The organism is Novosphingobium kaempferiae, assembly GCF_021227995.1.
In the GTDB taxonomy this organism is placed as follows: Bacteria; Pseudomonadota; Alphaproteobacteria; order Sphingomonadales; family Sphingomonadaceae; genus Novosphingobium; species Novosphingobium kaempferiae.
This window is the reverse complement of sequence record NZ_CP089301.1, coordinates 4,578,234-4,590,858: the sequence shown is the minus strand read 5'-3', so window position 1 is coordinate 4,590,858 and position 12,625 is coordinate 4,578,234. Positions and strand designations below refer to the sequence as shown.

The following is a 12,625-nucleotide window of genomic DNA, read 5'->3' as shown; positions in this document are numbered from 1 at the left end:
TGCCACCTCCCCGAGACAAGCTCGGGGAGGAATTAACGCGACGACGCGCTGCGCGGGAAGTTCGGGCCTTCGGCGAGGTAGCCGTTGTAGATCGTGCGCGCGATACTGGCGATGCGGGTCTCGCGACCGGGGCGACCGCCCTGCCCGGTGACGTAGATGGCGACCGCGAAGACGCGCCCGTCCGGGGTCTGGATGATGCCCACGTCGCTCGACGTGTTGTTGAGCGAGCCGGTCTTGTGCGAGACCTGCACGTCGGCGGGCAAGCCCGCCGGAATGCGACGCTTGCCGGTGAGGCAGCGGCTCATGGCCCCCATGATGACGCCGCGGCTCGACGGGCTGAGCCACTTGCCCTGATAGATACCCGCGAGCAGGCTCACCATCGCCTTGGGGGTGGCGCTGTCGCGCTTGTCGACCACGCGGGCGGGGTCGATGGCGCCGTCGTCGCGTACCAGCGTCGCGATGTCGCGGTCGATGTGCCAGTCGTCGATGCCCGCGCGCTCGATCCAGGCGTTGACCGCCTTGGGGCCGCCGACGACCTTGAGCAGCGCGTCGGTGGCGTAGTTGTTCGAGCGGGTGATCATCAGCTCGATCAGGCGCGAGGCGGTCATGTACTCGCCCGGTCGCACGGGTGCGATGGCGCTGGAGAACGGGCGCGAGGCGACCGGGACCATCAGCGGGAATTCGCTGGAGAGGCTCCACTTGCCCTTGTCCACGCCCTCGAGGAAGGTCGCGGCGATGGCGATCTTGCTGGTGCTGGCCATCGGAAAGCGCTGGTCGCCCAGCACGTCGACCATGCGCCCGCTGGTGAGGTCCATCGCGGCGACGCCGATGCGGCCCTGCGAGGCATTGGCGACCGCGGCAAGCTGCTGCCCGAACGGCGAGGAATAGGTACGCGGCCCACGCTGCTCGGTGCCGAACAGATCATCGAAGCTGTTCTGGACCTGCACCACCTTCTCGCTGGGATGCTCCAGCGGATCGAGTTGCTTGGCCTGCACGCCAAGCGGCAGCGCGGCGGCTGCGAGCAGCGTCGCAGCGGCGAGAAAGCGTCCGGTGCCTGTGCGGCACCGCGCGAAAAGTCGGTCTGCCCCGGTCATGCAGCCCACACCCTACCTTCGTCCATACTCCCATTCGGTTAACGCCTGAGCGACGAAACGCCAGAGTCCAGCGACGAACCGCGTCTATCTTGCGGCGATTTCCGAAATGCGCACTTTCCTTTCACGCAGATGAACGAAGTTTTCTTCGCCATCCGTGATCACGGTAATGTGACAGAGGCGGCATGGCCGTGGGCTGAACGCCGCTCAGGCCCCGATCGCCTTCCTTGCGTCCTGCACGTAGCTGGTGCGCTTCACCGCGTTGAGGAACAGGGAGCCCGCCATCCGGCCCGGCCAGCGCATCGGGCGGCGCACCTGCAGGAACAGCACCACGCGCGCCGTCTGTCCGCGGTTCCAGGCCGAGTGGTCGTTGGTCTCGTCGAAGACGAAGAACTCGCCCTCCTTCCAGCCATGGTCCTGCCCGGCGACCCTGATGCCGCAGACCCGCTCGTCACCCGGCACCATGAGGCCGAGGTGGACGTTGAGCATCGCCTTGGTGACGCCGTGGTGGCGCGGCACTTCGGTTCCGGGCTCGAACACCGAGAAGAAGGCGACGACGACGCCGGGCACCCGGTCGATCAAAGCGGCGGTCTTCGGGCATTTCGCGCGACCGGCGGGGGCATCGTAGCCGTAGCCACGGAAGAAGAAGCTCTTCCACGCAGCGGTCGGCGCGATGCGGCGGTGGTCAGGGGAAATCTTCGCGAAGGCGGGCACCGAACCGCGCTCGGCCAGCACCGCGCGGGCCTCGTCGCGGATGACTTCCCAGTTGTCGCGAAGGATGGAAATGCCGGGTACTTCCGCCGCATCGAGCACCGGGCCAACGGGCATCAGCGAGAACCGCTCCAGCCAGCGGTTGAGCGGCTTGCGCAGCCGCTTGCCGTACTTGACCGCCGCGCTGTCGGCGGCCTTGTCGAAAGTCTCGTAGCGTGGTGCCGGAACCACGTCGAAGCGCGGATTGGCGGCGGTGATGGTCTCGATCTTCATCGGGGCATGGCTCCATGGCTCACTCCCCTGTCCCTGATGACCGCTTCGCCCGCGCCCGGGAATCATCCAGTGGTATAGATTGGCAGTGGTATAGATCGGCGCATTCCCCGGCCGATCCCGCATGCGTCGCGATCGAAAGACAAACGAAAAGGCCGGGGGAGCGTTCCCCCGGCCTTCGCGATTTTTGACGCTGGGTGACGAAGCGGACCGGAAGGCCCGCCCCGTCGACCGGGCTTCTTAGAAGCCCATGTCGCCCATGCCGCCCATGCCGCCGGGCATCGCCGGCATTGCGGGCTTGTCCTCGGCGCGCTCAACGATCGCGGCTTCGGTCGTGATGAGCAGACCGGCAACCGACGAGGCGTCCTGCAGCGCGGTGCGCACGACCTTGGTCGGGTCGATGACGCCGGCGGCCTTCAGGTTCTCGTAGACTTCGGTAGCAGCGTTGAAGCCGATGCCTTCGTCCGACTGGTCGAGCAGCTTGCCCGCGACGACGGCACCGTCGTTGCCGGCGTTCTCGGCGATCTGCTTGACCGGTGCGGTGATCGCCTTGCGGACGATGTCGATGCCGCGGGTCTGGTCTTCGTTGGCGCCGGTCAGGCCCTCGAGAGCGCGCGTTGCGTAGAGCAGCGCGGTGCCGCCACCGGGGACGATGCCTTCTTCAACGGCAGCGCGGGTCGCGTGGAGAGCGTCGTCGACGCGGTCCTTGCGCTCCTTCACCTCGACTTCGGTCGCACCGCCGACCTTGATGACGGCAACGCCGCCGGCCAGCTTTGCAAGGCGTTCCTGCAGCTTCTCGCGGTCGTAGTCCGAAGTGGTGACTTCGATCTGCGCGCGGATCTGCTCGACGCGGCCCTTGATGTCGTCGGCCGAACCCGAACCGTCGACGATCGTGGTGTTGTCCTTGTCGATGGTGACCTTCTTGGCCTGGCCCAGCATGCCGAGCGTGACGCTCTCAAGCTTGATGCCGAGGTCTTCCGAGATCATCTCGCCGGCGGTCAGCGTGGCGATGTCGCCCAGCATCGCCTTGCGACGGTCGCCGAAGCCCGGAGCCTTGACGGCAGCGATCTTCAGGCCGCCGCGCAGCTTGTTGACGACGAGCGTGGCCAGAGCCTCACCCTCGATGTCCTCGGCGATGATGAGGAGCGGGCGACCCGACTGCACGACCGCTTCCAGGATCGGAAGCAGCGACTGCAGCGACGACAGCTTCTTCTCGTGGATGAGGATGTACGGGTTCTCGAGCTCGACCGTCATCTTCTCGGGGTTGGTGACGAAGTAGGGCGAGAGGTAGCCGCGGTCGAACTGCATGCCCTCGACGACGTCGAGTTCGAATTCGAGACCCTTGGCCTCCTCGACGGTGATGACGCCTTCCTTGCCGACCTTCTCCATGGCCTCGGCGATCTTCTCGCCGACTTCGGTGTCACCGTTGGCCGAGATGATTCCGACCTGGGCGATTTCCGACGAACCGGCAACCGGGGTCGAACGCGACTTCAGGTTCTCGACGACCTTGACGACAGCGAGGTCGATGCCGCGCTTGAGGTCCATCGGGTTGGTGCCGGCGGCAACCGACTTCATGCCCTCGCGAACGATCGCCTGGGCGAGAACGGTCGCGGTGGTGGTGCCGTCACCGGCCTTGTCGTTGGCCTTCGAAGCCACTTCGCGCAGCATCTGCGCGCCCATGTTCTCGAACTTGTCCTTGAGTTCGATTTCCTTGGCGACCGACACACCATCCTTGGTGATGCGGGGAGCGCCGAAGCTCTTCTCGATCACGACGTTGCGGCCCTTGGGGCCGAGCGTCACCTTGACGGCGTTGGCGAGGGTGTCGACACCGGCGAGAATGCGCTCGCGAGCATCGCGCGAAAAGCGGACGTCCTTGGCTGCCATGTTAAATACCTTTCAGAATGTCAGATTGTGAGGTCGGATGCTCAGGCGATGACGCCGAGGATGTCCGATTCCTTCATGATGAGCAGGTCCTGGCCGTCGACCTTGACCTCGGTGCCCGACCACTTGCCGAACAGGACGCGATCGCCAATGGCGACGTCGAGCGGGGTCACGGTGCCGTTCTCGGCGCGGGCGCCGGTGCCGACGGCGACGATTTCGCCCTCAGCCGGCTTTTCCTTGGCGCTGTCGGGGATGATGATGCCGCCGGCGGTCTTTTCCTCGGCTTCGACGCGGCGCACGAGAACACGGTCGTGCAGCGGGCGGAAAGTCATTGGGTGTCTCCCTAGATCCAACGAATGATAAAACGGTTTTGGCACTCAGCAAAGGAGAGTGCCAACGGGCGGAGATATGGTCCGGTGCCCGGGGGCCGTCAATAGGGGCCCTGCCAGAAAAATTTAGCGACCGTTCAGGTTCGCGGCGAAGTGGTGCGCCGGAAAGATGATCGCACTATGACAGCGCGGCGACCGGAGCATCCGGCAACGCAGAGATAGGCCCCTGCCCGCTCGGTACAAGCCCGAATCGCCCGCGCCAGTGCCAGCGGCCCAGCAGCAGGATGGCCGCTACGGTGAGGCCCACGGCAAGGCCGATCCATACGCCCACGCCCTCCAGCGGCGTGAACAGGCCCAGCACCACCGACGTCGCGAAGCCGGCCAGCCAGTAGCCGACGATGGCGATGACGGCGGGCACGCGGGTGTCCTGCACGCCGCGCAGCACCCCTGCGGCGACCGCCTGAAGCCCATCGGTCAGCTGGAATATCGCCGCCACGAAGAGGTATTGCACCGCCAGCGCGACCATCCCGATGTTGGCCGGGTCGGACACATCGACATAGGCCGCGATGATCGTGCGCGGGATCGTCAGCATGGCGAACGCCGATAGCCCGACGAAGGCCATGCCGATGGCGATGGCGGCCCAGCCCGCTCGCCCGATCGCGTCGCGGTCCCCGGCGCCGAAGTGATAGCCGACGCGGATCGTCGCTGCCTGCCCGATGCCGAAGGGCACCTGGAAGGCGAACGCGGCGATCTGGAGCGCGACCGTATGCGCCGCCAGCTCCGTCTCGCCCACGCGGCCCATCAGGAACGCCGCGCCGGAGAACAGCCCGCCCTCCGCGATCAGCGTCGCCGAGATCGGCAGGCCGAGGCGCAGCATCTGGCGCAGCCGCTGCGTCTCGGGCCGCCAGAAGCGTCCGAAGATGTGATAGCGCCTGAGGTTCCGGTTGGTGCGGATCGCGATTACGTAGGCGAGCACGGTGACGCAGGCGGTGATCGTGCTCGCCAGTGCCGAGCCGGTCAGCCCCAGCGCGGGCATGCCGAGGTTGCCGAAGACGAGCGCGTAGTTCCCCAGCGCGTTCACGCCGATGGCGAGCGCGGTGATCATCGTCGCGAAGATCGGGCGACCCAGTGCCGAGACGAACGTGCGCAGCACGTTGGAGATCGCCATCGGCACCAGCGCCAGCGAGATCACCCGGATGAAGTGCCCGGAAATCGCCGAGACGCGCGGGTTCTGGCCAGTCAGAAGCATGATCTGTTCGCCCAGGAAGCACACCCCCACCGCGACGAGGCCCAGCCCGATCGCCAGCCACAGCGCCATGCGAACCGAGCGACGCACCTCGCGCACGGAGTAATGCTTGCGGCCGATCTCGGCGGCGATCAGCGGGGCGACCGATCCGGTCACGCCGTTCAGCCCCATCATCACCACGGCGACGATGGCGACGGCGAGGCTCGACGCGGCAAGCGCCTCCTGCCCCAGCCGCGCGACGAAGATGACGTCGATGGCGAAGACCGCCATCTGCAGCATGTTGGCGAGCGCCAGCGGCGCCGCAAGCCGCAGCGTCGCGCCGAGTTCGGCGCGGAACGGGTGGATTGTCTCGCTCTCCCTCATGTCGGCGGGGCGATAGATCGTGCGGGGCGGGAGGGGAAGCGATTTGATGCCCGCTTGATGCCCGCATAGGGGCCCGCGCGCGGCCTCCCCCAAAGCACGGGCGGAGATGTCCCGGCTTCCCCCGCGCGGCGCGCTATACTACCCAGCACAGGACAAGGAGAACGCCCCCATGACGAAGCCGGCGACCATCTTCGCCCTCTCGCTCGCCTCGGCGCTTGCCCTCGGCGGCTGCGGCGGCAGCGCGCCCGATCAGGCCGCCACGCCCTCGCCTCAGGCGCAGGCGCCGACTCCCGCCGCATCGTCCCCGGCCGTGACCGACCCCGCGCCGATCGCCTTCGCAAGCTGCCGTTCGTGCCATTCGACCGAACCCGGCCGGAACGGCATCGGCCCGACGCTCCACGGCATCGTCGGCTCGAAAGCGGGTGAGGTCGAAGGTTACGCCTTCAGCCCGGCGCTCAAGGAATCCGGCATCGTGTGGGACCGCAAGAGCCTCGACACCTGGCTGCAGGGGCCGATCAGGATGGTGCCCGGCACCAAGATGGTGCTGCCCGTCCCCGACCCGGAGAAGCGCAAGGCGATCATCGACTACCTCGAAACCCTGAAATGACCGCGATGAGCCCCGCGCAGGTCCACGCGCTCGCCGAGATCCGCCAGCACCTCGCCCGTTGCACGCAGGCGGGCGATGCCCGGCGCAGCGACGCCTATGCGGCGTGCTTCACCGAGGACGGCGTGCTCGAGCTGGCGCACGAGACGATCCCCGGCCGCGAGGCGATCCGCGCGTGGATGGGCGCGCCCTCGGTGATCCCGCCACCGGCGGACGGCGCGCCGGGCTTCGTCAGCCACCACCTGACGACCTGCCACGTCGAATTTTCCGGCCCGGAGGATGCGCCCGTCGAGGCCGTGGCCCGCACCTACTGGCTGGTGACGAGCGCCACCGGGCTCGACCACAACGGCTTCTACGTCGACCGCCTACGCCGCGAGCAGGGGCAATGGCTGATCGCCCACCGCCGCCCGCGCACGCTTTGGATCAGTTCGGCCAGCGTACTCCACGGGCGCTGACATCGCTTAAAGCTCGTCATTGCGAGCGCAGCGAAGCAATCCGGACGGCCCGCGCGACACCGGATTGCCGCGCGGCTGCGCCGCTCGCAATGACGAGGCGTGGACCAATGAAAAGGGCCTTGTGCGCTCCCGTGCACAAGGCCCTGTCACTCGGCGTCCAGGGGACCGGGGACGCCGCGGGGATATCGTGTCGCCTCAGACCTTGCGGCCGGGAGGGGGCGCCTGCTCGACGGGAGCATCGGCCTTGGCCGGGATCGCCTGAACCTGCGGCTTCGTGGCGTCGCACCCGTCGGAGGTTGCCTGCGTCATCTTCGGCTCTGCTCCGGAGCCGTCCGAACTGTAGGACACCGAACGGGTGCAGCCGTTGGCGTCGGTGCTCGACGAATAATAAGTGACATGCGCGCCCTGCGGCATGTCGCCGACGACGGTGAAACCCGGGGCGCCGCCGGTGCTCGAGCTACCGCCCGCAACCGCGTGCTGCTGCATCTGCGCCGCAGCCTGCTGCATCATCGCGGCGCGCTGCATCATGGCGTTCATCTGCGCGTCCATCATCGCCGAGATGCGCTCCATATGCGCGAAGGGATCGGCCATCACCGGCATATCGGCAGGCGACATCGCCTCTATCGGCACGAATTCGACCTTGGGCCCAACATCGCCGGAATACTGGACGTGGACGACTGAGCCGTCGGGCGCATCGACCTTCATGGTATGCATTCCGGCGCTGGCGGCCTCGGCCGCTCCGGCACCGAGCAGCGCCAGCGCTGCGGCGCCGACGAGATAAGCTTTGGGGCGCATTCGCATTGGGGGGCTCTCCTCGTGACTCGACCCTTTGCGAGAACGAAGCTGCCTCCCTCAAGCTGAACGCAGGATTACAGGAATGTCACCGGCGATCCGCGCCGGAAAGACGAAAACGGCCTGCAAGCGACTCGGCGACGCTTGCAGACCGTTTTCAACCGGCGTGCCCGAGAGGGCGCCGGATAGGATTACTGCGCGGCCGCCTCGGAGGCTTCCGGCGCCGCTTCGCCTGCTGCGGCACCCTCGGCGGGAGCGGCGGCGGCATCGGCAGCCGGAGCCGCATCGGCGGCAGGCAGCGGCAGGTTCGAGCCCTGCGTATTCAGATAGGCGATGATGTTGGCGCGGTCTTCCGGCTTCGACAGGCCCGCGAAGGTCATCTTGGTGCCCGGCGCGTAGGCCTTGGGGCTCTTGAGCCAGTCGTTCAGCGCGTCGAACGTCCAGTTGCCGCCCTTGCTCTTGAGCGCATCCGAGAATGCGAAGCCGCCAACGCCCTTGCCGACCGCCTCGCCGACGACGCCGTGGAGGTTCGGGCCGATGCCGTTGGCGCCGCCCGCGTTGATGGTGTGGCACGAGGTACACTTGGCGAACGTCGCCTGGCCTTTCGCCACGTCGGCAGTGGCCAGAAGCGTCGCAATCGGCGGGTCGCCGCCGCCTTCGCCTTCCTCGGCGACACCTTCAACTGCATACCCGGCAGTCTCGGGAGCATGGTGCTTGTCAGCCTGAAAATACATTGAGCTGGCGATACTCAGTCCCAGGCCAACGATGCCTGCAAACAGAGTCCAACCGGCGATTGTATTGAAACGATCGTCCATTCAGCATGCCCCGCGGGTGATTATTAGCTCATCCTGTTGGCTTGGGGCTCTACTGTCCGCCTTGATCCAGCGCAAGAGTGATTGAGGATTTGAGCCATTGCAGAACGTTGCCGGGCATCCTAATCGCGCGCACGTCATGCATGCCTATCCCCAGCCCGCCATCGCCCTCGTCGGCGACATGGAAGCCGCCGCCTCGGCAGAACCCTCCCGCGCCGTGGCGCTGCAGGGGGCGCCCGGCTGCAACGGACACCGCGCCGCGCTCGAATACGACGCCGACTGCCTGCCGCTGCCGTGCTTCTCGTTCGAGGACGCGCTGGACGCGGTGAAGGAAGGCCGCGCCGACCGCGCGATCATCCCGATCGAGAATTCGCAGCACGGCCGCGTCGCCGACATCCACTTCCTGCTGCCCGAGAGCGGCCTGTCGATCGTGGGCGAGCACTTCACTCCGATCCACCATGCGCTGATGGCCCTGCCCGGCGCGAAAGGCCCGTTCTCCGCAGCCTACAGCCACCCGCAGGCTCTCGGCCAGTCGCGCCATTACCTGCGCGAGCGCGGCATCATCCCGATGGCCTATGCCGACACCGCCGGCGCCGCCGCGCTGGTGCGCGAGCAGGGCGACCCCGCCGCCTGCGCCATCGCCCCCAAGCTCGCCGCCGAACTCTACGGCCTCGACATCGTCGAGGACAACGTGGAGGACGCAGCGGACAACACTACCCGCTTCGTGGTGCTGGCGCGCGAGCCGCTCGATCCCTTCGACCTCAAGGGCCAGCAGGCGATGACGACCTTCATCTTCGAGGTGAAGAACATCGCGGCGGCGCTCTACAAGGCGCTCGGCGGATTCGCGACCAACGGCGTCAACATGACCAAGCTCGAGAGCTACCAGATCGGCGCCAGCTTCGCGGCCACCACCTTCTATGCCGACATCGAGGGCGCGCCGGGCGACCCGCGCGTCGATTCGGCACTGCAGGAGCTGGCGTTCCACTGCAAGTACGTCCGCCCGCTCGGCACTTACCGGCAGGCGCGCAAGCGGGGCTGATAAGCAGAGCACGACGAAGCGTTTCAAGCGCTTGCGTGGCTTTCGCGGCCATGCAATCGTGCCGCCCGTGACGATTGGCGGGGGCAATGGCGCGGGTTCGGCCGCAAGCGCGGCGGCAGCGTCGGCGGACGACTGGAAAGCCGTGCGCGACGCCGCTGACATCCAGTTCACCCCGCTGCCCGCCCCCAAGCCTGTCCCGCCAACCGACGTGCCCGAATGGCTCAAAGCCCTCGGACGGCTGATTGAGGCGATGTTCGAGCCGCTAGGGCGGATGCTCGGCGTATCATGGCCGATCTTCCAGTGGGTGCTCATCGCCGCCGCCATCGCGCTCGGCCTGTTCATCCTCTGGCGGCTGGTGATGGAGCCGCTGCTCGACCAGTGGCGCGTCGGCCGTCCGGCCGAGGAAATCCACTGGACCCCGACCCGTGCGGAAGCCGTGGCGCTGCTGGAGGATGCCGACCGGCTCGCCGCCGAGGGCCGCTATGGCGAAGCCGCGCACCTGCTGCTGCGCCGCAGTGTCCGCCAGATTTCCGACGCCCGGCCCGACTGGCTGAACGCCGCCAGCACCGCGCGTGAGATCGCCGTGCTGCCGATGCTGCCCGAAGGCGGCCGACGCGCTTTCGCCGTGATCGCCGAGCGGGTCGAACGCGCCGTCTTCGCCCTGCGCGACCTCGACGCGAACGACTGGACCGAGGCCCGCTCCGCCTATGCGCAGTTCGCGCGGATCGAGCTTCGCGCATGAACGGCAGGGCCAAGGGCGTCGCGGTCGGGGCCAACCCGTTCTCGCTCTGGGCGGTGCTGGCCATCGTGCTGCTCGGCACGCTGCTCTTCGTGGCGCTGCTGTGGATGATCGGCACCGGCGTCGGCTTGGGTTCCGCCAACGACGGCAAGGCCCATGCCGAGGGCAAGGGCCTCAACGGTTATGCGGCGATGGCCGACTACCTTGAACGGCGCGGCTTCGCGGTGGAGACCACGCGCAACCCCGGCGCGCTCGATCGGCCGGGGCTGCTGGTGCTCACTCCGCCTGCGATCGCCAAGGGGGAGGACATCAACAAGATCGTCCTCGCGCGTCGTTACATGGGGCCGACGCTGGTCATAGCGCCCAAATGGCTCGCCGTGCCTCCAGGCCGCGAGGAGCAGGACAAGGCGAAGAAGGGCTGGGTCCGGCTCGCCGGTCCCGCGCCGCTGGAATGGCCGGGCTTCTTCGACGAACTCTCGGTGCGGACCGCCAAGGTGGCGCAACGCGACGCAAGGTGGAACGGCCTGGGCCTCTCGGGCACGCTCCCCGACGCGCGGCAGGTCATGTCCGGCGCAGGAACCGGCCTCGTCCGCATCGTCGCCGGTCAGGGCGAGCGGCTGACGCTGGCGGGCTTCATGGACGACGGCGGCACCTACCCCGGCCTCGAAGCCATCGCGCTCGACCGCGTGCTCCATTCGGGCGAGGAAGATGACGAGGATCGCTATCCCGTCGTCCTCGTCTTCGAGCCCGACCTTCTCGACAACTATGGCATGGCCCGCTTCGAGAATGCGCGGCTGGCCGACGCGCTGGTGCGCGCAACCGGGGTAGAACCCGGCGATCCCGTCGTGTTCGACATGACGCTGCCCGGCTATGGACGAGAGCAGAACCTGCTGACGCTCGCCTTCACGCCGCCGTTCCTTGCCGCGACGCTGTGCCTGCTGCTGGCAGCGGCAGTGGTCGGCTGGCGCGCCTTCCTGCGCTTCGGCCCACCGCTCGCCCCCGAACGCGCCATCGCCTTCGGCAAGCGCGCGCTGGTGAGCAATGCCGCCGGTTTCGTGCGCCGTACCCGCCGCCTGCACCTACTTGGCCCGCCTTACGCGGACCGGGCGCGCGAGCGACTGATGACCGCGCTCGCCCTGCCCCGCTCGCTCGATGCCGAACGCGCCGATGCCGCCATCGACCGCGCCCTCGCCGCGCGCGGGCACGACGCCGAACCCTTCTCCGTGATCGCCGCCCGCCTCCGCGCGGCGCGCCGTTCACACGATCTCCTCAAGGCCGCGCGCGATCTCCACGCGCTCGAAAGGATGCTGATCCGATGACCGATACCCTCGCTCCCGATATCGCGCAGGTGGGCGCGCTCGCGCAGGCGATCCGCGCCGAAGTGGGCAAGGGCGTGATCGGGCAGGCCGAGACCGTCGACCACCTGCTGATCGCACTGATGGCGCGCGGGCACGTCCTGCTCGAAGGCCCTCCGGGGACGGCCAAGACCTTCCTCGCGCAGTGCTTCGCCGCCACGCTGGGGCTCCGTTTCGGGCGCATCCAGTTCACCCCGGACCTGATGCCGGGCGACATCCTCGGCTCCAACCTGTTCAACTTCCAGACCAGCCAGTTCACCCTGACGCACGGCCCGATCTTCTGCGACCTGCTGCTGGCGGACGAGATCAACCGCACCCCGCCCAAGACGCAGGCCGCGCTGCTGGAGGCGATGCAGGAACGCCGCGTGACGCTGGACGGCACCGCGCACCCGCTGCCCGCGCATTTCACCGTCGTCGCCACGCAGAACCCGATCGAGAGCCAGGGCGTCTACCCGCTGCCCGAGGCGCAGCTCGACCGCTTCCTGTTCAAGGTGCTGGTCGACTATCCCAGCGCCGAAGAGGAGCGCCACATCGTCGCGCGCTATGGCGAGAACCGCGGCGCACCGACGCCTGCCGAGGTCGGCATCGCCGCCGTCGCATCCCCCGCGCAGCTTGAGGCCGTCACGCAGGCAGTCGCCTCGGTGAAGCTGGCCGACAGCGTGACCGACTACATCGTGCGCCTCATCCGCGCGACACGCGAAAGCGCCGACCTGTCGTCCGGTGCGAGCCCGCGCGCCGCCGTGCTGCTGGCGGGCGCCGCCCGTGCTCGCGCCGCGCTGGACGGACGCGATTACGTGGTGCCTGACGATGTGAAGGCGCTGGCAACCTCCGTGCTGCGCCACCGCCTGCTACTGAGCCCGGCGGCGGAGATCGAGGGCAAGCAGGTCGAGGCGCTCGTCGCCCAGCTGGTCGAGCAGACCGAAGCGCCGCGCTGACCC

13 protein-coding genes are annotated in these 12,625 nt (G+C 68.0%); 6 read left to right on the top strand and 7 right to left on the bottom strand.

The genetic code is table 11. From position 1 onward, the window contains the following. Nucleotides 1-32: 32 nt before the first annotated feature. The 5 genes from LO787_RS20820 to LO787_RS20800 form a co-directional block, all read right to left on the bottom strand. Nucleotides 33-1,094, bottom strand: coding sequence for a serine hydrolase (locus LO787_RS20820; protein WP_232492889.1), 1,062 nt, complete (start codon nucleotides 1,092-1,094; stop codon nucleotides 33-35). A 204-nt stretch (nucleotides 1,095-1,298) separates the two neighbouring features. Further along, nucleotides 1,299-2,075: an aspartyl/asparaginyl beta-hydroxylase domain-containing protein gene (locus tag LO787_RS20815; protein ID WP_232492888.1), complete on the bottom strand. Its 777-nt coding sequence runs from the start codon at nucleotides 2,073-2,075 to the stop codon at nucleotides 1,299-1,301. 237 nt (nucleotides 2,076-2,312) lie between these two features. Continuing rightward, nucleotides 2,313-3,956, bottom strand: coding sequence for a chaperonin GroEL (gene groL / locus LO787_RS20810; RefSeq protein ID WP_232492887.1), 1,644 nt, complete (start codon nucleotides 3,954-3,956; stop codon nucleotides 2,313-2,315). A 41-nt stretch (nucleotides 3,957-3,997) separates the two neighbouring features. Then, on the bottom strand, nucleotides 3,998-4,285 hold the full coding sequence (gene groES, locus LO787_RS20805; protein WP_232492886.1) for a co-chaperone GroES: 288 nt from the start codon (nucleotides 4,283-4,285) through the stop codon (nucleotides 3,998-4,000). A gap of 175 nt (nucleotides 4,286-4,460) precedes the next feature. Beyond that, the gene (locus LO787_RS20800; protein WP_232492885.1) at nucleotides 4,461-5,891 is read right to left on the bottom strand and encodes an MATE family efflux transporter; all 1,431 of its coding nucleotides are present in this window, start codon (nucleotides 5,889-5,891) and stop codon (nucleotides 4,461-4,463) included. Between the two features lie 169 nt (nucleotides 5,892-6,060). On the opposite strand from LO787_RS20800, the gene LO787_RS20795 reads away from it, so the two are divergent. Both LO787_RS20795 and LO787_RS20790 read left to right on the top strand, forming a co-directional pair. Beyond that, nucleotides 6,061-6,498, top strand: coding sequence for a c-type cytochrome (locus LO787_RS20795; RefSeq protein WP_232492884.1), 438 nt, complete (start codon nucleotides 6,061-6,063; stop codon nucleotides 6,496-6,498). Further along, nucleotides 6,495-6,950, top strand: coding sequence for a nuclear transport factor 2 family protein (locus tag LO787_RS20790; RefSeq protein ID WP_232492883.1), 456 nt, complete (start codon nucleotides 6,495-6,497; stop codon nucleotides 6,948-6,950). Before LO787_RS20795 ends, LO787_RS20790 begins: the two co-directional genes overlap by 4 nt. 195 nt (nucleotides 6,951-7,145) lie before the next feature. Here the strand turns inward: LO787_RS20790 and LO787_RS20785 are convergent, their stop codons facing one another. Both LO787_RS20785 and LO787_RS20780 read right to left on the bottom strand, forming a co-directional pair. Continuing rightward, entirely contained in the window at nucleotides 7,146-7,751 is a 606-nt protein-coding gene (locus tag LO787_RS20785) for a hypothetical protein (protein WP_232492882.1), read from the bottom strand. A gap of 182 nt (nucleotides 7,752-7,933) precedes the next feature. After that, entirely contained in the window at nucleotides 7,934-8,557 is a 624-nt protein-coding gene (locus LO787_RS20780) for a c-type cytochrome (RefSeq protein WP_232492881.1), read from the bottom strand. Nucleotides 8,558-8,693: 136 nt separating this feature from the next. Between LO787_RS20780 and LO787_RS20775 the strand changes: the two genes are divergently transcribed. The 4 genes from LO787_RS20775 to LO787_RS20760 all read left to right on the top strand — a co-directional run bounded on the left by LO787_RS20775 (nucleotide 8,694) and on the right by LO787_RS20760 (nucleotide 12,622). Beyond that, entirely contained in the window at nucleotides 8,694-9,593 is a 900-nt protein-coding gene (locus LO787_RS20775) for a prephenate dehydratase (protein ID WP_232492880.1), read from the top strand. Between the two features lie 67 nt (nucleotides 9,594-9,660). After that, entirely contained in the window at nucleotides 9,661-10,335 is a 675-nt protein-coding gene (locus tag LO787_RS20770; protein ID WP_338045390.1) for a hypothetical protein, read from the top strand. Further along, on the top strand, nucleotides 10,332-11,651 hold the full coding sequence (locus LO787_RS20765) for a DUF4350 domain-containing protein (RefSeq protein ID WP_232492879.1): 1,320 nt from the start codon (nucleotides 10,332-10,334) through the stop codon (nucleotides 11,649-11,651). The genes LO787_RS20770 and LO787_RS20765 overlap by 4 nt, the downstream gene beginning before the upstream one ends. Further along, nucleotides 11,648-12,622 (top strand): AAA family ATPase, encoded by a 975-nt coding sequence (locus tag LO787_RS20760; protein WP_232492878.1) that lies wholly within the window; start codon nucleotides 11,648-11,650, stop codon nucleotides 12,620-12,622. The genes LO787_RS20765 and LO787_RS20760 overlap by 4 nt, the downstream gene beginning before the upstream one ends. Nucleotides 12,623-12,625 lie beyond the last annotated feature (3 nt).